This window comes from Mycobacterium sp. GA-1199 (assembly GCF_001500045.1).
Classification (GTDB): domain Bacteria; phylum Actinomycetota; class Actinomycetes; order Mycobacteriales; family Mycobacteriaceae; genus Mycobacterium.
In genome coordinates this window covers 1-19,428 of the sequence record NZ_LQIX01000009.1, presented here as the reverse complement: position 1 = coordinate 19,428, position 19,428 = coordinate 1, and the positions used below count along the sequence as shown (strand labels likewise).

General features: G+C 63.5%; 15 protein-coding genes and 1 pseudogene. 9 read left to right on the top strand and 7 right to left on the bottom strand.

Annotated elements, in window-relative coordinates; translation table 11 throughout:
* The first annotated feature begins 54 nt into the window (after positions 1-54).
* Positions 55-627: a TetR/AcrR family transcriptional regulator gene (locus AU198_RS07545; RefSeq protein WP_064347200.1), complete on the top strand. Its 573-nt coding sequence runs from the start codon at positions 55-57 to the stop codon at positions 625-627.
* Positions 628-630: 3 nt separating this feature from the next.
* Here AU198_RS07545 and AU198_RS07540 read toward each other — a convergent pair whose 3' ends face one another.
* Both AU198_RS07540 and AU198_RS07535 read right to left on the bottom strand, forming a co-directional pair.
* On the bottom strand, positions 631-819 hold the full coding sequence (locus AU198_RS07540; RefSeq protein WP_059163799.1) for a hypothetical protein: 189 nt from the start codon (positions 817-819) through the stop codon (positions 631-633).
* Between the two features lie 27 nt (positions 820-846).
* Positions 847-2,127 (bottom strand): acyl-CoA dehydrogenase family protein, encoded by a 1,281-nt coding sequence (locus AU198_RS07535; RefSeq protein ID WP_064347198.1) that lies wholly within the window; start codon positions 2,125-2,127, stop codon positions 847-849.
* Positions 2,128-2,260: 133 nt separating this feature from the next.
* Between AU198_RS07535 and AU198_RS07530 the strand changes: the two genes are divergently transcribed.
* The 3 genes and pseudogenes from AU198_RS07530 (at position 2,261) to AU198_RS26580 (ending at position 4,260) form a co-directional block, all read left to right on the top strand.
* Entirely contained in the window at positions 2,261-2,560 is a 300-nt protein-coding gene (locus AU198_RS07530; protein WP_064347196.1) for a DUF732 domain-containing protein, read from the top strand.
* Positions 2,561-2,601: 41 nt separating this feature from the next.
* Positions 2,602-3,528, top strand: a pseudogene (locus AU198_RS26585) (lytic transglycosylase domain-containing protein); the annotation flags it as partial.
* A complete protein-coding gene (locus tag AU198_RS26580; protein WP_502689273.1) occupies positions 3,502-4,260 on the top strand; it encodes a DUF1460 domain-containing protein in 759 nt (252 codons plus the stop codon). The pseudogene AU198_RS26585 and the gene AU198_RS26580, both read left to right, overlap by 27 nt.
* Positions 4,261-4,267: 7 nt before the next feature.
* Here AU198_RS26580 and AU198_RS07520 read toward each other — a convergent pair whose 3' ends face one another.
* On the bottom strand, positions 4,268-5,575 hold the full coding sequence (locus AU198_RS07520; RefSeq protein WP_064347194.1) for a S1C family serine protease: 1,308 nt from the start codon (positions 5,573-5,575) through the stop codon (positions 4,268-4,270).
* Positions 5,576-5,717: 142 nt separating this feature from the next.
* Positions 5,718-6,521: a crotonase/enoyl-CoA hydratase family protein gene (locus AU198_RS07515; protein ID WP_064347192.1), complete on the bottom strand. Its 804-nt coding sequence runs from the start codon at positions 6,519-6,521 to the stop codon at positions 5,718-5,720.
* A 745-nt stretch (positions 6,522-7,266) separates the two neighbouring features.
* Here AU198_RS07515 and AU198_RS26110 point away from each other — a divergent pair.
* Positions 7,267-8,196, top strand: coding sequence for a hypothetical protein (locus tag AU198_RS26110; protein ID WP_064347190.1), 930 nt, complete (start codon positions 7,267-7,269; stop codon positions 8,194-8,196).
* A gap of 33 nt (positions 8,197-8,229) precedes the next feature.
* On the opposite strand, the gene AU198_RS07505 is transcribed toward AU198_RS26110, so the two are convergent.
* The gene (locus AU198_RS07505) at positions 8,230-9,006 is read right to left on the bottom strand and encodes a class I SAM-dependent methyltransferase (RefSeq protein ID WP_064347188.1); all 777 of its coding nucleotides are present in this window, start codon (positions 9,004-9,006) and stop codon (positions 8,230-8,232) included.
* A 562-nt stretch (positions 9,007-9,568) separates the two neighbouring features.
* On the opposite strand from AU198_RS07505, the gene AU198_RS07500 reads away from it, so the two are divergent.
* From AU198_RS07500 to AU198_RS07485, 4 genes are all read left to right on the top strand, one after another.
* Entirely contained in the window at positions 9,569-10,903 is a 1,335-nt protein-coding gene (locus AU198_RS07500) for an argininosuccinate synthase-related protein (RefSeq protein WP_064347186.1), read from the top strand.
* A gap of 88 nt (positions 10,904-10,991) precedes the next feature.
* The gene (gene nthA / locus AU198_RS07495) at positions 10,992-11,627 is read left to right on the top strand and encodes a nitrile hydratase subunit alpha (protein WP_064347185.1); all 636 of its coding nucleotides are present in this window, start codon (positions 10,992-10,994) and stop codon (positions 11,625-11,627) included.
* Entirely contained in the window at positions 11,627-12,292 is a 666-nt protein-coding gene (gene nthB / locus AU198_RS07490) for a nitrile hydratase subunit beta (protein WP_064347182.1), read from the top strand. Before nthA ends, nthB begins: the two co-directional genes overlap by 1 nt.
* A 35-nt stretch (positions 12,293-12,327) precedes the next feature.
* Positions 12,328-12,666: a nitrile hydratase accessory protein gene (locus AU198_RS07485; RefSeq protein ID WP_197416050.1), complete on the top strand. Its 339-nt coding sequence runs from the start codon at positions 12,328-12,330 to the stop codon at positions 12,664-12,666.
* Here the strand turns inward: AU198_RS07485 and AU198_RS07480 are convergent.
* Together AU198_RS07480 and AU198_RS07475 are read right to left on the bottom strand one after the other, a co-directional pair.
* Complete coding sequence (locus AU198_RS07480; protein ID WP_082690909.1) at positions 12,663-13,574, bottom strand: class I SAM-dependent methyltransferase; 912 nt, start codon at positions 13,572-13,574, stop codon at positions 12,663-12,665. The two genes, AU198_RS07485 and AU198_RS07480, sit on opposite strands and share 4 nt — an antisense overlap.
* 15 nt (positions 13,575-13,589) lie before the next feature.
* Positions 13,590-19,428 (bottom strand): non-ribosomal peptide synthetase (locus AU198_RS07475; RefSeq protein ID WP_156431518.1); only part of this gene is annotated, 5,839 nt, incomplete at its 5' end.

The following is a 19,428-nucleotide window of genomic DNA, read 5'->3' as shown; positions in this document are numbered from 1 at the left end:
TCGTATCGTTCCGATTTGCGCAGGCAGCAGGCGCAGGCAACCAGGAAGCGAGTCGTGGCGGCCGCTGCGAAGCTGTTCGCCGCGCAGGGGTATGCGCGCACGACGTTGGCCAAGATTGCCTCGGACGCCGGGGTCTCCACGGAGACCGTGCAGTCGCAGGGACCCAAAGCTGCGTTGCTGATCGCCGCCATCGAGTACGCGGCGTTCGGCGTAGCCGGCGAGGACAACATCCTCAATCTCGACGTCGGCCGCAGGATCGTCGAGACCCAGGATTTCGACGAGGCGGTCGACGCCGTCATCGCCGCACAGATGGATGTGCATGAACGAGCGGCCGAACTCGCGACCGCGCTCATCGGCGGCGCGAACGCCGATCCCGAGTTGGACCGCTATCTCGGCGACCTCATCGCCAGTGTCACCAGGCAGATCGGAAGGATCCTCGAGCACTTCGGGGACCGCGGCTGGCTCCGCACCGATGTCCCGTTCGACGAACTACTCGAGACGGCGGCAGTGCTGGGCAGCGTCGAGACGTTTCGGCGGGTCACCCACCACGACGGCTGGAGTGTGGAGGCTTACCGGCTGTGGTGTCGGCGACTGCTCATCGAAACGGTGTTCCGCAGACCCGGGTGAACGTCAGGGCTTGCGGCGGCGAAGGCCGCCGACGGCCAGCGCGATGCCGATCAGCGCGATGATCGGACCGAGGATCGACCAGGTGGTGGTGTTGCTCATCGGGCTGCCGCCGACCACGCCGAAACCCTGGAGGGTGAACAGCAGGCCGAACAACGCGACGATCACTCCGAGCAGGGCGATGGCGAACCGCATGCCTTCACCCTAGGCGAGCACCCGCGGTCAGCGGCGCCGCGACAGGTATTTCTGATACGCCTCGGCGGCGGCCGCAAGGTCAGGGCGCGCGTCGAGGACGGGTTGCATCTTCTGGCGCGCCTGCTCCCGCTTGTAAGGCAGGAACTCTGTGGGGAAGTCGCCCTCGTGCGGTTGATAGTCGCGCAGCACGCGGCGCGCGACGGTCGCCTTGTGCACCTCGTCGACGCCGTCGGCGATACCCATCGTCGGGGCCGCGGCGTACATCGCCTGGATCGGGGTGAGGTCGGTGGTGCCCAGCGATCCGAGGATGTGCAGCGCGTTGAACGACACCTCCCGCAGGACCTTCGCCATCGTGAACTTCACCGCCGCGATCTCGGTGCGCGCCTCCTGCGTCGAGGTGTTGTCGATTTTCCACGCCGTCTCGAGGACGAACAGGCGCAGCATCTTGATCATCGCGTAGGACTCGGCGATCTTCTCCTGCACCATCTGGTGTTCGGAGATGATCTTGCCGTGCGATTCACGGCTGAGCGCGCGCTCGCACATCATGTCGAACGCCAGGTTGCACTGCGCGATCGTGCGCATGGCGTGATGGATGCGACCGCCGCCAAGACGCCTCTGCGCCAACACTTTTGCGCCGTTCTCCGGACCGAGCAGATGATCGAGCGGCACCCGAACGTCGCGATACTTGATGTGGTTGTGGTTGCGCGGCTCGGGCATGATCTCCACGCCGGGCGTCTTGCGCGGGACGACGAACATCCCGTTGGTGCACATCACGAACAGGATGTCCGCGACGCGACCGGCCGAGGTGAACCACTTCTCGCCGTTGATCACCCATTCGTCGCCGTCGCGCACGGCGTGGGTCTTGAAGAGGTTGGGGTCGCTGCCGCCCTGCGGTTCGGTCATCGAGTAGGCCGAGAACATGTCCTGATTGAGCAGCGGTTTGAGCCACCGCTCCTTTTGTTCCTCGGTGCCGTACGCGGCGAGCATCTCCATGTTGCCCGTGTCCGGTGCCGACGCGCCGAACATGTGCGGGGCGCCGGAGTAGCGGCCGATGACCTCGTTGAGCAGGCCGAGCTTGAGCTGCCCGAAGCCGGGGCCGCCGAGGTCCTTGTCGAGGAAGATCGCCCACAGGCCCTGGTCCTTGACCTCCTGCTGAAGCTCGCGGACGTAAGCCTTGACCGCCGGATCGGGTGAGCGCACCGCGTACGGGAAGACGTGGTCGAGAGGCTCGACCTTCTCTTCGCAGAACTGCCTGACCCAGTCGAGCTTGGATTGAAATTCCGGTTCGGTGCTGAAATCCCACGCCATGGTCGAGAGTGTGTCACCACGCCGGTGACGCCGAGCAGCTATCCCGGTGTTGGTAACGCCGCGATCTCGATCTGCGTGCGATCCTGCGAGCCGGGAGCCAAAGCGGGTAGTCGAGCGCTAGGAAGGACCTGACATGACTACGCGTGCGCTCACAGCGCTTTCGATGGCAGTGGTGGGCCTGATGATGGCGGCACCGCAGGCTGCCGCATCGCCCGAGGACGACCTCTGCCGCAGCATCACCTCGGTGGGATACAGGGGTGACTGCACCACACTGACCACCCTCGCCCGGGACGCGTGCGCTCAGTTCGCACGCGGCGCCGACTCGACCGCGGTGGCCGAGAAGTTGGACATCGCGACGAAGGATGAAACGCTGTCGAACTTCATCGTGGCCGGGGCTCGGCTGTACCTTTGCCCGGAGCCCAAGCAAGCGTGATCCACCGGCGGGTTGGGCGGCGGCGCTAGACTCCGACGGCAATGAATGCCGGTACACGGCGCCGGGACGCCGCCAGGATCGCTGCGGCCGCGAGCGTCGGGATGATCTTGTTCGTCCTCATGGGGTGCTCGGATTCAGGGAAGCAGGAAGCACCTCCCGCGACGTCAGCGGCGCCCGCAGCCGCGGCCCCGCTACCCGCAGCCGAGCCACCCCGCCGAGAGTTGGCCTCGGATCCACTCCGCATCGCCGACGATCTGGTCGCCGACGAACGAGCGCTGTGGGACCCGTCGTCGAGCGAAGCGCTGAAGAACGCGGCGGCGCAGCGCCAGCAGCTGGCGTATCGAGCCATCGGACGTCACCCCGAGTGGGACCCGATCGTGCGTCCGCGGATTCCGCCGGAGCTGGTGAAGATCTACGACCACAATGTCCACGCGCGGCGTGAACTCGGCGTGATGAGCCGGCCGAAGGACACGCTGCCCGCGTGGCGGATCGTTCCGCCCACGCCGGTGGACGAGCTGATGACCTACTACCGCGAAGCGGAATCCGAGTTCGGTGTGCCCTGGCACTATCTGGCGGCGATCAATCTCGTCGAGACCGCCTTCGGACGCGTCGCCGGGGTGAGCACGGCGGGTGCGCAAGGACCGATGCAGTTCATGCCCTCGACGTTCGCCGCTTTCGGCGCGGGCGGGGATATTCACTCGCCTCGTGACAGCATCATGGCGGCGGGACGTTACCTGTCGGCCAACGGTTTCACGCGAGACCGTGACTACGCGCTGTACCGCTACAACAACTCCAACAACTACGTGCGGGCGATCCACGACTACGCCGCGGTCATGGCCGCCGACCCTGCCGGCTTCGACACCTATCACCGATGGGAGGTCTACTACCTGTCCACCGCCGGTGACGTGTTGCTGCCGGTGGGCTACGCCGAGGCGACTCCCATTCTCGCCGTCAATTACCTTGCCTCAACGGAGAAACCAGCGCCCGACGTACAGATCTCGGAGCAGAGCGCGCAGATCCTCGAGCGGCTGCTGGCGGTCAGGAACGGTGCCGCACCACCGGAACGAGCCGAGGTCATTTCACGCGCATTTCTCGGGACCCCTTATGGCGCACTCACTCTCGTCGGGTCGGTGAGCGAGCCCGAGCAGCTGGTGGTCGAACTGTCGAAGGTGGACTGCTTCACCTATGCGGACTACGTCGAGGCACTGAAGCGCGCGGGCAACCGCGACGAGTTCATCGCCGCGCTGCGCGAGGTCCGCTACAGGGACGGCGTCGTGAACTTCGCGAACCGGAAACACTTCTTCACCGAATGGGCGGTGGCGACGCCGGCGGTCGCGACCGACATCACTGCCGGCTTGAGCGCCAATGCGATTCAGGTTCAGAAGAACTTGAACCAGAAGGACTCCGGCGGTATGTACCTGCCCGGGTTGCCGGTCGTCCCCCGAACAATGTCCTACATACCGAGTGCGCAATTCGACAACGGCGTGGTGAGCGGACTGCGAACCGGCGACTACATCGGAGCGTATGCCGAAGACGGCGGCCTCGACGTCACGCACGTCGGCGTTTACGTCGACACGCCGCACGGACCGGTATTCCGGAACGCCTCATCGCTTCCGGGCGACGACAAGGTCGTCGACACCCCGCTGTTCGACTACGTCCGGACCGTTCCTGGAGTGGTGGTTCTGCGGCCGGTTCAATAAGCGGCCTCTATGCTTCGCCCAGCGTGACCTGCGTGGTCTGAGCAGCCCCCGAGTCATCGAGATAGGTGACAGAAACGCTGTCACCTGGGGCGCGCGAGCGGATCGCCGCCACGAGCGCCTCAGGGCCGTCGATCGGCTGATTGTCGACCTTGGTGATCACTGCTTCGCTTGGCAGCCCAGCGGCGGATGCGGGGCCACCTTTGACGACGGCGACGACTGCGCCGCCGGCCTTGGTCGCTTCACTACCGAGCTTCACACCGAGCGCACCATGACTCGCGGAGCCCGTCGTGACCAGTTCGTGGGCGACACGCTTGGCCTGATCGGAGGGGATCGCGAAGCCCAGCCCGATAGAACCGCTCGGGCCGCCCGAACCGCTGCCCATGCTCGCGATTGCGGAGTTCACACCGATCAGCTCGCCACGCATGTTCACCAGTGCGCCGCCGGAGTTGCCGGGGTTCACAGCAGCATCTGTCTGGATGGCGTTGAGGACAGTGACGTCTCCACCCGCATCACCGCCGGCGGACACCGGCCGGTTCAGCGCGCTGACGATGCCCGTCGTCACCGTGCCCTGCAAGCCGAGGGGCGAGCCGATCGCGACGACTTGTTCGCCGACCTTCACATCCGCCGACGATCCCATGGTGATGGGCGTCAAACCGGAAACTCCCTCGGCGCGAACGACGGCGAGGTCGCCCGATGGGTCGGTGCCGACAACACTGAACGGTGCGGTTCTGCCGTCCGAGAAGGCCACGGTGGCCGTCGGCCCGCCACGGCGCGAGCTGGGAAACACTTCCCCATCGCTGCCGGCCACGGCAGCCACGACGTGGTTGTTGGTGAGGATGAGACCGTCGTCGCTCAACACGATCCCCGAACCCGAAGGGCCCTCACCACCCAAGTCGATCTTCAACTGGACGACGCTCGGCAGCACCCGGGCCGCCACCTCCTCCACCGTGCCCGCGGGCGCAGCGGCGGCCGCACGTGGCGTGAGGGGCGCAGCACCGATGGGTGTCTGGGCGGCGGTCGCGTGATGCGTACGCCCGTCGACGCCCACGACGGCGGCACCGACCCCACCGCCGACCACCGCGCAAACGACGGCGCCGGCGACGACTAGGCCGCGACGGGACTTCTTCAGTTGGATCCTGGGAATCGGAGCGGTATCAGCTTGCTGCGCAGGGTGATTCAGGTCAAAGGGTGGCGGCTGGCCGTAACGCCACTCATAGCGCAGATGTGAGGGGATGTGAGCCTGGTAGTGCAGATACGACTGTGCCGCAGCCGAACCCGCGGACTGGTCCGTGGTATACCGCGGAGAGTTGGTCATTTGCGTTCGTTCTCTTTCTGGAATGTTGATCAGCCCACATGGCCTCAGCACACGGTCCCTGTGTTGACTGAGAGTGGACTGAGAACTGACTCAACAAATTCCGAGAGATCGAATTGTGATCACCACACCGCCGGCAAGGGTTCTACTCAGGATCGGTGAAGACGGGCTGCTCCCCTGACATCCCGGCCCTGACAGCCGCGATCTGATTGGGCTTGCCGAGCAGTTCGGTCTGCAACTGGGATTCACGCGACAACGCCACCGCGGCGTCATCACTGACCCAGGTCTCGTTGTAAAGGCGCTTGGCGGCGCGCACGGCATCCGGAGATCTCTGCGCGATATCACCGGCAAGTGCCAACGCGGCAGCGAGTGGATCCTCCGCGGTTCGGGTGACCAAACCGAACTCCGACGCCTCACTGCCAGAGACGACGCGACCGGTGAACGTCAGCTCCTTGGCGACGTCGATCGGTGTCAGCCGCGGCAGCGTCTGCGTGATACCCATGTCGGGAACGAGGCCCCACTTGATTTCCATGATGGACAACTTCGCGTCGGGAGCCGCTATTCGGATGTCTGCACCCAACGCGATCTGCAGACCGCCGCCGAAGCAGTTGCCGTGAATCGCGGCGATGACGGGCGCCGGCACCAGCGACCAGTCGTATGTCACGCGCTGGGCGAAGTTGGCCGGGTGATCGGCGTCTCGGTCCAAAAGTACGTTCGTGCCGCCCCCCTGGGCCGCAAAGCTCGCGACGTCCAGGCCTGAGCAGAAGCTCTTGCCCTCGCCGTGCAGCACGACCGCACGGATCGAAGGATTCCGGGCCACCTGCTCAGCGGCATCGACGAGGCCTTCGAACATCGCGTGGTCGAGCGCATTGTGCTTGTCTGCGCGAACCATCGTCACGGTGGCCACGCCGGTGCCGCTGATTTCCACTCGAACCCTGTCTTGGCTCACGGGTGCAACTTACCGCGCAGTGGTAGGGCGACGTCTGCGGTTGTCGGCCGCTCCCCTCGGACGGTTGGGCTCAGGTCGGTCTTGCACCGATGCAGGGACGGCGCCACAAACCGACGCCGCGCACGATGCCGCCGCTTCAGGTATCGGAGACGTATTCACCCCTTGCCGAGTTTATGAACGTCGCTGCCGGCACGAACCAGATTGAGCAACAACACGATCGAATGTCGAAGCGTCTCTGTTCAGGTGCGTCGACGTCCACAGGCCCATCCGCAAGAGCTGAGCTCGTCTGCACATGACCGGTCCGCGGAGCTATTGGTATCGATACGGCAATTTCTTTCTCTTCCGATTCGAGCTCTACGAGGAGTACTGCTCCCTTCTTCAAACATCTTCACGCGAATGTGTTTCCCAAGAACAACGATGGGCAGGGCGGCAGTGTGTCACGCGTGAGACCGGCAACGCCGGTGAGCAGCGTCAACTACACGCGGATGTGCCGATTGAGCCTCGGAAGTGACCGGCGCTACGCAGAAGCAAATTTGCGGCGGTAGAGACGCACTCACTGTTGCGCCCCCAGAGCGAGACCGACGTGTCACAATGCATATGCCAACCTTCTCCGCGAAGGGAACCGATCGTGGGGTCTTCCAGAACAGCCATCCGTTGGCCGGATCGCCACTTATGGGTTGCGCGGTTGTTTACAACGCGGGCGATCATCCTCAGATTCAACGAGCGCTATCCCTGGGCTGCCGGAGTGATCGCGGTGCCGCTTACGGTGATCGCTTTGGTCGGCGTCATCATGCTTCCACTGTTATTCGTGCCCCTGCTGCTGGTGGCCGGGGTGGTTCTGATCGTGATCGAGTACTACGCACTCCAGCAGGAACCGGGCCAGCATCACGCGCGGTTCCAGGACGATGAACGGAAATGGAAGACGCGCACAGTCATCGATCCACCACAGATCCGAAGCGCGTTGAATCTGCCGCAGCCGGAGTTGACGGCGCGCGTACGCGCGGAGGCCGCTGAAGCCGAAGCGCTGGCCGCCGAGACGAGGGCAAGGGCAGAAGCTACCGGCGCCCAAGCCCTGGCCGCGGAGGCTGAAGCCCTGGCTGCCGAGGCCGAGGCGTTGGCCGCGGAAGCACAAGCCCAGGCGAAACTCACCGAAGCCCAAGCCCTTGCCGCCGAGCCCGAAGCCCAAGCCGCCGAGGCGCAGGCTCAGGCCGAGGCCGCCGAAGCCCAAGCACGCGCGGCCGAAGCCCAGGCATGGTCACGAGCACGAACAGAAGCCGCCGAAAGCGAAGCCCGCGCCGCCGAAGCAAGGAAGCAGGCCGAGGCCGCCGAAGCCCAGGCACGCGCCGCCGAAGTGTGGGCACAAGCCGAAGCCGCCGAAGCCCAAGCACGCGCCGCCGAAGCTTGGGCACAAGCCGAAGCCGCCGAAGCCCAAGCACGTGCCGCCGAAGCCCAGGCATGGTCACGAGCACGAACAGAAGCCGCTGAAACCGAAGCCCGCGCCGCGAAAGCAAGGGAACAGGCAGAGGCGATAGAAGCCCAAGCACAGGCTGCTGAGGTGTGGGCACAAGCGAAAGCCGCCGAAGCCCAGGCTCGCGCCGCCGAGGCCCGGAAGTGGGCGAATCGGCTACGGCAGGAAGTGAATACCAACGCGAGGCGGTTCCGCCAGCTGGATTGAGCGCTAGCCCGCGCGACCCCTTAGAGGCGAACCCTACCTGGTGGTTTGCTCTGTTTGCCGGGTGCGACGGGCAACCACTGTCGTTGTGCCCCATGGCCGGTTGCGAAATTCGACCGCGATCGCTGGATCGGCGTATTCGGCGAGGGCACGCAGCGCGGACCGGCTATAGGAGCGTAGCGAACTGATCACTCCATCGTGTGCCAACGGGCTCAACCCGATGATTGGGAGAGCCGGCGCCAACACCATCATGTGGACCGGTGGCCACCACCTGCGAAGGTCGGTGATCATCAACTTTGAAGCCGCCCGGGTTCCTTCGGCGAACACCCGGGCGGCGCGGTCAGGGGGTAGATGGTGCAACGACAACGCGAACACAGCGAGGTCATAATGCCCGTCGGAGGCATCTATTGCGGTAGCGTCCATCCGTCGCACTGTGGCGCGGGGGTGGTCGCCGAGCTCCGCGCTGACGACCGCCAAGAATTCAGGGTCGATGTCGGTAACCGTCACCTCAGCCGTGGGATGCATCTCTAGGAGCGCGCGTGACAGACCGCCGAGACCGCATCCGAGCTCGAGGATCCTGGGCGCGGCGACGTCAGCCACTTCACGAAGCGCCGCTTCGGCGCACAACTTGTAGGTACCAAGGAACCGCCGTCGTCCTTTTCGGTCGAGGGCTTCAATTACCTTCCGCTTTGCAACTTCGACATCGTGGCGATCCAGGTATTCCAGGCGGTCGGTCGCCAGGCGTCTATCTAACCAGGAGGCGTCCGGCCCGCCCCTGGGCATGCTCACAATGCTGCGGGATGTTCTGCCCATGCCGACATAATGGACGACGACAGCAGTGCTTTAATGCAAAACAGACGCAATGTCACATCGTGCGCCAAATCGGTTCGCGGGCACCGCAGCGACACCCGTTTCGCTCGTTGCCATACCCTCGCTGCCGCCGTCGCCGCGTTATCCGGGCTGGGAGTGGCCACTCTGATTCGGCAGCGATTAATTCATTTGCGATCGAAAAAATGGCTGGACTGGAAAGTGACTGAGTTATCCGAGAATCGGGGCGCGAGAGGCTGGCGGCTATACGTGTTCTCCCGCTAGCGGCGGTTCGCCACACCGGCCACCGACCTGCCGCGCCCGGTCGGACACCTGCTCAGCAGGTCGGATCGCCGGCGACAGCGGGGCTGCCCGCCGACTAATCATCTGCCAATACGAACAAGGCTTCACCCGGAAGTGTTAGCCTGACGCCAGTTGGGAGGATCCGCAATCCGGTCGGATTCGAGCCTGCCAACTCACCGGCGCGACCTTTCGCGGGCCCACGGGAGTTACACAGCGGCGCCCCGCCGACCCGCCCGACGGGGTTTGACTCATGGGACCTAACCACATGGACAAAAGGAAGATCCGCTCGTTCTCGGATATCGAGCAATTGTGTCACCGGGATGACACCATCGTCACTCTTTGCGGGGGTGGGCTGGATAGCGCATATCTATTGGCTCAACTGTCGAGGCTTGACGTGCATGTCATTGCGCTCTCCGTTGACCTCGGCGACGATTTCGAAATCGAACAATTCTCGTCGGTCGCGGACAGATTCGGCGTAGGCATAACGCGCGTCGACTACAGGAAGGAATTCGTCGAAGAGTTCGTCTTCCCAGCGATTCTGGCCGGCGGTAGGTATCTCGGTCAGCACCCGATCAGCGCATCATTATCACGCCCGCTGATCGCCAGGGTCGGCGTGGACTTCGCACGATCCGTCGGCGCCAAGTGTCTCCTTCACACAGCCAACCAGTCGCAGAACAGCCTGAGGAGGCTCAACGGGTCAATCTCCGATCTTGGCTTCGAAGGTTACTTCGGGTCGCCCTACGAATTCGACGCGCTCTCCCGGGACTTCAAGCGCTTAGAACTTCAGGAGTCGTTCGGGATCGGTGGGTTCGAGAATCGGTTCATGAGTACAGATACCAATCTTTGGTGTCGAGAGTTCGAGAGTGGATCACTAGACGATCCCGAGAATTTCGATCTTGACCTAGGTCTGTACCAATGGTCCGTCGCATCTGAATGCAAGAGCAGCGTCATACAACTGGGTTTCGACAGCGGGCAACTTGTATCGGTGGACTCACAACTTGTCGCCGATACTGTCGAATCGATCTCCGACCTCAACCGCAAGGTAGGTCGGTACGGTATCGGGCGGTTCTGCAGCCTGGAGCATCTGGAAAGTGGAGAAAAGGTGCTCGAGGTGCGCGAGGCTCCTGCTGCGGCACTTATCCTCGAAGGTTTCGCTCAGCTCGCGTCAGCGACGGTCGAGGCGGAGACGCTCCGTTGGATGCGTACCCTCGGCGAAGCTTTGATAATGGAAGCCGTAGAGGGGCGATGGTTCCGCGGTCTCCGCAAGGCCCTGCAGTCTTTTCTTGAAGTCAGTGCTCATCCCGTGGGCGGCGAAGTCCGGTTCACACTTCGGGACGGGGGCTTCGAACTCGAGGGCTTCAAGGCCGAATCGCCGCTCTACATTCGTGATCGAGAACAGTGGGAGTACCGGAAAGCAGCTGCGGCCAAGTCGGTTTCACCGAGCCGATTCGGCGAATCCTCTCACTTGAGCAGTCCGGAAGCTGGCATCGACCTCGGCTCGCATGTCAACATCCTCGGCATCGACCGGGAAGAGCGCACCAACGGGGAGAAGGCATTGCGAATCCACGACGACCCGACCTCGACGACATCTGTTGACTGATGGGCGGTGATGCGGGTGCAGCAACCCGACGGCGCAACGCGGTCGGTATCGCCGGACGTCATCGGTTTCATGACTGTTACCTCTTGACATGACTCGGCCGGACCCCACCCGTGACATCAATACCGGTGACCGCAGCGACATCGGTGAAATGGACCTACGGGTCAGAGCGCTCGAAAGCGTGCTCATTGAAAAGGGTTACGTCGATCCCGCGGCACTCGATGAGCTCATCGAGACCTACGAGACACGCATCGGTCCTCGCAATGGCGCACGCGTGGTGGCGCGCGCCTGGATCGATATGACCTACCGCGAGTGGCTACTCAGTGATGCCACTGCAGCGATCGCATGGTTGGGCTATATGGGCCGCCAGAGCGAGAACATGGTCGCGGTTGAGAACACGCCGCTGCGCCACAACTTGGTGGTCTGCACATTGTGCAGCTGCTACCCATGGGCGGTGCTCGGGCTGCCGCCCACTTGGTACAAGAGCGCGCCATACCGGTCACGTGCGGTTCGTGACCCGCGTGGTGTGCTCGCAGAGTTCGGTGTGACCCTGGCACCGGGGACCGATATTCGGGTATGGGATTCCACCGCCGAGATCCGTTATCTCGTGGTGCCGATGCGGCCGGCCGGAAGCGAAGACCTCGACGAAGAGGAGCTCGCCGCGTGGGTGACTCGCGATTCGATGATCGGCACCGGTTTGCCCCGCAGACCGGAGGACACCGGCTGATGAGTAGCGACGTCTACGTCACTCATGCCGATCTCGGCGGTCAACTGCGACACGGTCCGGTCAAGGGAGAATCGGAACAAGAAACGTGGGGGGCGGCCTGGGAGCCGCGAGTGTTCGCGCTTCAGCTGTCGATGGGCGCAACAGGAGCGTGGAATCTCGACATGACACGCGCCGCCAGAGAAACGCTTCCGGAGTACGAGCGGAGCAGTTACTACAAGATCTGGTTCGCTGCGCTGTTGAGGCAGTTGGAGGAGCGCGGTTTGGTGTCGCCCGATGAATTGGCCGCCGGGCGGTCGATATACCCGCCGCGTGCGCTGCCTCGCGTCCTGCGCGCAAAGGATGTGCGGGTCTCGCAGGCTCGCGGTGCGCCCACCGAACGGCTCGCCACCAAGGGTCCGCAGTTCGGCGTCGGTCAGCGTGTGCGTACGGTGGCCAGGCCCCCATCGCACCACACACGCCTACCGAGGTACGCGCAGGGCAAGGAGGCCGTCATTGAACGCGTGCACGGAGTGCACGTCTTTGCAGACGCCCATGCCAGCGGTCGCGGCGAGCAACCGCAGTGGCTTTACGGCGTGGTGTTCGCCGGGACATCGTTGTGGCCGGACGCCGATCCCACACTCACCGTGTCGATCGACGCGTGGGAACCGTACCTGGAAGCATCATGAAGCGGTCCGCATGGCCCGAAGGCCCCGATGAGTCCATGATTGCGTTCGAAAGTCCCTGGGAAGCAAGGGTTTTTGCGATAGCAGTTTCTCTACACGAACGTGGGCTGTACACCTGGCGTGAGTGGACGCAGGCATTGGCCGCACGAATGGCAGATGCACAAGCGGCCGCCACCTTCGACGTCGATGAATCCTGCTACCGACATTGGCTCGATGCGCTCGATGACTTATTGGCGCGCAATGGCATTGATTCGGCCGAAACCATGCGCTGGCGCGATGCCTGGCAGAACGCGGCTGGGCGCACGCCGCACGGCGAGCCGCTCGAACTACAGCCCGACGACTTCGACACGGGCGCAACCGCCCCCGGCGACAGTTAACTCCGAGGTTTCGTTGCCGACACGATCACATAGTCGGCGATGCCCGTTCCTCGTTCCCACATCTGCACGCCACGACACTCGTTGCGTTCCGCTTCCGTCACTTCCACGACCACTTCATGCATCTTCTTCTTTCCTTCGATGCGCTGCCGTGCGTACTTGGCCATCGCCGGATACACGTCCTCGCGGATCGACTCCACGGCCACGTCGCAGAAACCCGCGGCGGCGAGACGCCGGGCATACTCCTCCCGGTCGTAGAAGTTGGCTTCGGGATAGTGACCGTACCTTCGGCCGAAGCGGGTCGATAGGCTGGGTTTCTGGCCTGGAGTCGGCAGCATGTCGGTGAGCGCGACGGTTCCGCCTGGCTTGAGAACGCGTAGGGCTTCTCGGATGAAGGTGTCTCTCGTGTCGAAGTGAAATGCGCATTCCAAAGCCAAGACTTTGTCGAACGATGCATCGGAAAAATTCATGTCCGTAGCTGACCCGAGTCGAACGTCGATACGGTTCTCCATCCCGCGCTCGTAGACTCGCTCGCGGGCTTTGTCGACGTGGACGGGCGTGATGTCGATGCTCGTTATATGCGACACATTGAAGCGGTCGACAAAGACGAAGTCTTGTTCTGCGAAACCGACGCCCACGTCGAGAACTCTGTCGCCGGATTCCAATCCCGCACGCGTCCCTAGAAGTTCGACCATCGCTACGCAGGCGTCGGGATAGGTGCGAGCGACCTTCCAGTATCCGAGATTGAGCCACAGCGGCTTTGAAGTATCGACGTAGTTCTCGCTCATGAAGTCGATGACGTCATCACCCAGCATCGTGTAATAAGCCGCAGCATCCTTCTGTCGAATCAGGCTAAGGGAGTGAACGGCCGTCAAGAATCCCCAGTACATCGAGAGGGCGAATCTTCGCATGATGATCCTCCGAGGCTAGAGCAGTCCGAACCGCTGCAAGTCGGTGACGTACTTGATGATGATCGGTGCCGAGATGTGTGGAATATCCTGGACGGCATCGCGGAATCGGTCGGTCGAGGCGAAAGCCCCGCGCGTGGGCTCGGGCAGATCGAACTGGTCAGAAGGCCGGGACAGTAACATCTGTAGCACCGAGTGCTCGCGTTGTCGATCGGGTAGCGCGCCGAGGGCGGTCTCAAACCGCTGCAACCACTCCCGAAAGTCGCCGATCCGTTGAATGGGGTAACCGGCGTCGATCAGCCAGTCAACGTATTCGTCGGGGCCAATGCCGTCATCATGGGGATTCATGACGTGATAGGTCTTGAACCCGTCGGTCACCTGCGCACCCAGGGTCGCGATCGCCTGGGCGATGAAATCGACGGGTAACCCGTCAAAGTGGGCACGTTGCCGATTGCCTTCAGCGTCGAGCTGGAAGAAAGATCCCGGCGCGATGCCGGTGGCCACCACGCTCAGCACCATCCGGGTGACCGTGTCAGCGACGTTGAGCTGTCCCGCATAAGTCGGCTCAGCCAGGATCACGTCGCAACGGAACACCCCAACCGGTATGCCACACAGGTCGTGCGCTTCGCGAAGCAACACCTCGCCGGCCCACTTGCTTGTGGCGTATCCATTGCCGTAACTGTCATCGATCGAACGGGTAGGGCTGATGACACGGATATCGGCGTCTTCGGTGAATGCGGACGAATCGACCTGAGTTCTCACATCGGCAGTCGAGACGTAACTGTAGGACTTGAGTTTCCCGGTGAGCGCGAAGCGGATCATCTCGGCGGTACCTACGACGTTGGGCCCGAAAAGTTCGCTGTAGGGCAATACGCCATTGACCAGGGCGGCGGCGTCGATGACCAAATCGACCGTTTCCGCCAGACACCGCCAGAGATCCTCGTCCAACCCGAGATTTCTTTCGCCCTTGTCCCCGGCGATGACCTCCAGATGATCGGCCGCCAGTTCCTGGAAGTGCCGCAGCAGCACAGGGTCCCCACTGTCGAACGTCTTGTTCAGTCGAGAGAACGCCTCTTCGTCGGACCCGCCGCGCACCAGGCAGATCAAGGTGCCGTCGACGCGCTCCATCCGTTCCAGCCACTCCAAGGCCAAGTAGCGACCGAGGAAACCGGTCGCGCCAGTCAACAACACCGAGCGAATATCGGTACTCGGTCCCGGCAGAGTCGCAGCTGCGGTCAGTGTCTCCCCGTCGATGAACTTGTCCAGCGTGAGGTCGCCGGCGCGCACCTCGGTGAGATGGTGACCGTGCACCGCCGCGAAACGCTGCTTGACCCCGGACTTTTGGCCAGCGCTATGCCTGGCCAGTTGCAGACTCAAGCCGCACACGGACGGCGCGTCGAATAGCACGGGCACCGGAAGATCGGCGTCAAAAGTCATATTGATCTTGGCGATGAGGCGCATGGCGGAGAGCGAATCCCCGCCGAGGTCGAAGAAGGAGTCATCGACCCCGACGCGCTCAATTCCGAGGATCTGGGCGTAGATGCCGGCCAGAACCTCCTCGACCGGCGAGGTGGGCGCGCGATAAGCACTGGCGGAATATTCGGGTGCCGGCAGGGTGCGAGTGTCGAGCTTGCCGTTGATCGTCAGTGGCAGCGCGTCGATCACCACCACCGCGGCCGGCACCATGTAGGACGGCAATCGCTCGGCCAATATGCTCCGCGTACTGGCGGGATCGACTGACCCGGTGGCGGATTCGGTGACATAACCGACTAGGCGCCTATCGCCGGGCCGGTCTTCGCGGACGGTCACCACCGCTTGGTCCACCCCGTCCACAGCAGCCAACGTGGCGCGCACCTCCCCCAGTTCGATGCGGTAACCGCGGATCTTGACCTGTTCGTCAGCGCGTCCCAGGAACTGCAGTTGACCGTCAGTGCGCCAGCGCACCAGATCCCCTGTGCGGTACATCCTTTGACCGGACATGCCCGCCTCGATAAACGGGCAGGCAACAAAGCGCGACCCTGTCAAGCCGGCGCGGCGCCAGTAGCCACACCCGACTCCCGCTCCGGCCACATACAACTCGCCGACCGCTCCGACCGGCACCTGGCGTAACCAGTCATCCAACACGAAGAAAGCCGCACCTGCCACCGGCGAGCCGATCGGCGGTCCGCCGGACCCAGTTTGCAGTGGCGTACTCATCGAGGTGTACACCGTGGTCTCGGTAGGGCCGTAGGAGTGAACCATCACTCGTCCAGGCGCCCACCGGTCGACCACCTCCGCTGGGCAGATCTCACTCGCGGCCACCAACGTCACCCCATCCAGCCCCTGTGGTGACAGCATTCCCAGCGCCGACGGCGTCAGGATGAGCATGCTGACCTGTTCGGTCACCAGCAGGGCGTGGAGCTCCTCCGGTGAGCGGTCGATGGATTCAGGCACGACCACCAGACGTCCTCCGCGCAGTAACGCACCCCACATTTCCCATGCCGAAACGTCGAAAGCCAACGAATGCCACTGCGACCAAGCCTGTTCCGGTGCCAGCCAGGTACCCAGTGACTTCAGCAGCTGAGTCAGATTGTGGTGGGTGATGGCCACGCCCTTGGGGACACCAGTGGTTCCGGATGTGTACATGAGATAGGCAATGTCGTCCGGACTCGGGAGGGGCAAGCCTGTACACGGTTGGACCCGAATGTGAGGATCGTCGACGTCGACGACCGCGACGTCGAATCCATCCAATCGGTCGGCGAGCCTCGCTGTTGTGACCACTGCCCTCGGCGACGCGTCGGAGAGCATGAATCCGATGCGGTTCGGCGGAAGCCCCGGATCCATCGGTAGATACGCAGCCCCGGTCTTGAGTACCGCGGAAATCGCCACAACCGCATCGATGGAACGGCAGATGAGCAGTGCCACACAGTCCCCCGGCCTCACACCCCGGTTCCGCAGCAGATGCGCGAGTCGGTTCGCGGCCTCCTCCAGCTCTCGATACCTCAGTGAGCGGCCTTCGAATGTGACCGCCAGCGCCTCAGGTGTACGCGCGACTTGCGCGGCGAACGCCGCTGGAATCGATACTGGGGCGCTCGCCGCGAAGGCCAGAGCGTCGCGGTGGCCAATTCGATCCAACCGGGCATGCTCCGCGTCGGTGAGCACGTCCACCGACGAAACGGGCTGCCCCGCCGCCGACGTCATCGCCACCAAAATCCGCTCGAACCTTCCGACCATCGCCTCGATTCGTTCGGCATTGAAAACGTCGGTGTCGAACTCGACACGCAAGCCCAGTTCGCTCCCGGGCGTGGCTTGCACGGTCAGCGGGTAGTGGTTGTATTCGCGGCTCGCGAATTCTGTGACGGCCAGCTCATGCTCTCCGGACAGCGCGGCAGTGTCGACCGGGTAGTTCTCGTAGACGAAGACACTGTCGAACAGTTGATCGTGGCCTGTGATGCGGTGGATTTCGGTGAGGGCGAGGTGTTGGTGTTCGAGTGTGGCGTTGTGGTCGTTGTGCAGCTGTTCGAGAAGGTCGGTGGTGGTCGTGGTGGCGGTGATGTGTGCGCGTACCGGCACGGTGTTGATCAGGAGTCCGACCATGGATTCGGCACCGGGTACATCGGCGGGTCTACCCGAAACGGCGCTGCCGAAGGCAACGTCATGCTGACCGGTCAGCCACATCAGCAACTGAGCGAAGCCGGCTTGGAGCACGGTGTTGACGGTCGTATGACAGGAGCGAGCCAACTCGATGACGGACTTGGTTGTGTTCTTCGACATCCGAAACGATTTCACGCCTCTGGCGCCCAGTCGCATTCGTTGGGGCTGACTCAGCAGGGTCGGGGTTTCGAAGCCGGCGAGGACATCGCGCCAGGCGTCACGCGCCGCTTCTAGGTCTCGCTCGGCCAGCCACGTGACATATCTGCGGTACGGGGTGGGTGGGGGTAGTTGGTTGCCGTGATAGCTGGCGAAGATGTCGCCTAGCAGGATCGGTAGCGACCAGCCGTCCATCACGATGTGGTGGTACGTCAGCACCAATCGGTGCCGGTTGTGCGCGATACGGATCAGCGCGGCGCGTACCGCCGGCGGGTGTGCCAGGTCGCAAACCGCGGCCCGTTCGGCAGAGCACACGCGCTCGACCTCCCCGGTGATGTCGTCGTCGCCTGCTGCGCACTCGACATAGCGCCAGGCCGCGAGAGGTGAGGCGGGAATGGCCTGCACGGGGTCATCGAACTGCGAGCAGAAGCGGGCGACCAGATGCGGATGGCGAACAATCGTCGTCTGCAACGCATCTCGCAATCGATGCCTGTCGAGTCGACCGCTGAGCGTGATGTCCAGCTGCATCGCATATACATCGTCCGTGTTTCCTTGGGTGGTTTTGGTGTGGTAGAGCAGTCCTTGTTGGAGGGGGGTCAGTGGCAGGATGTCGGCGATGTCGTGGTGTTGGGTGAGTTCGTCGATTTGGTCTTGGGTGAGTTGGGCGGGGGTGATGTCGGATGGTGTCAGTCCGCCGCCGCCGGCTTGGACGTGGGTGCAGATGCCGGCTAGGGCCTGGATCCATAGGCGGTTGAGTCGGTTGATCTGTTCGTGATCGAGTGCGGTGCGCGCCCAGGTCCAGGTGGCGTGCAGTTGGGGGCCGGTGTCGGTATCCAGGGTGCCGGCGTTGAGTTCGACGGTGTGGGCCAATGCGATGGGTACCGCGGCAACCGCACCGCTGAGCGACACGCCGTCGGGACCGATCCGCCACAATTCCTCGGCCCCCGATTGTGTTGTGGCCCCGAGTCGTCCGAGGTAGTTGAAACCGATGGGCGGATCCTGTTCGGGCAGGTCGACCCCGGAGTTCAAGTAGCGCAGCAGACCGTAGGTCAGCGGATGGGGCAGGGCGCGTAGTTGTTCTTTGGCGTCTTTGACCACCCTTCCCAGGGTTGGGTGACCGGCGAGCACGTGTGTCCACGACAACCCACCAAGACTGAGCGCCACCGGGTATTTGGTGGTGAACCAGCCCACTGTGCGCGAGAGGTCCACATCGGCGGCCAGTTCGTCGTGACGGCCGTGTCCTTCGACATCGATACCGATCGGGGCCGCCCCAGCGTCCACGAACTGCGCACACGCCAACCCCAACGCGATCACCAAGATGTCATTGATGCCGGCATGAAACGCCGCGGGCACCTGCCCCAACAACATCGCGGTCAACTCAGAGTCCAGCGACACCGACAACTGCCCAGCACTGGCATAGGTGTCGCACTCGGGGCGCACCGCGGGCAAAACCGCCGCCACCCCCGCCACCTGACGCCACAGCGGGGCCTGCTCGATCACCTGCGCCGTGCCGGCATACTCAGCCAACAAAGCCGACCACCGGGCAAACGAGGTCCCCCCCGCGGGCAACTGCACCGGCTGCCCACCGCGATACTGAGCCCACGCGATGTTCAAGTCCTCCAACAAAATCCGCCACGACACACCATCAACGGCCAAATGATGAATGACCAACGCCAACTGCCCGGTGCTACTGACCCACAACGCGCTCACCATCACCCCGGCCGCCGGATCCAACCGCGAGCGCGCCCCCACCAACGCCTCATCGCTGAGAACCTCCACGGTGCGCAAACACGCCCCCACCTGCACCGCACCCGGCTCAGGCACCGTCAACGACCACCCACCAGCGCCGTCGTCTTCCACCCGAACCCGCAACATCGCATGCCGATCCACCAACGCCTGCAACACAACCGCCACATCGGCATCACCCACCCCCGCCGGAGCCGACACCACCACCGACTGATTGAACAGATCAACCCGACCCTCGACACCGGCCAACCACCGCATGATCGGAGTCGCCACCACCACCCCGACACCCTCATCGACCACCCCCGCCCAACTCACCCAAGAC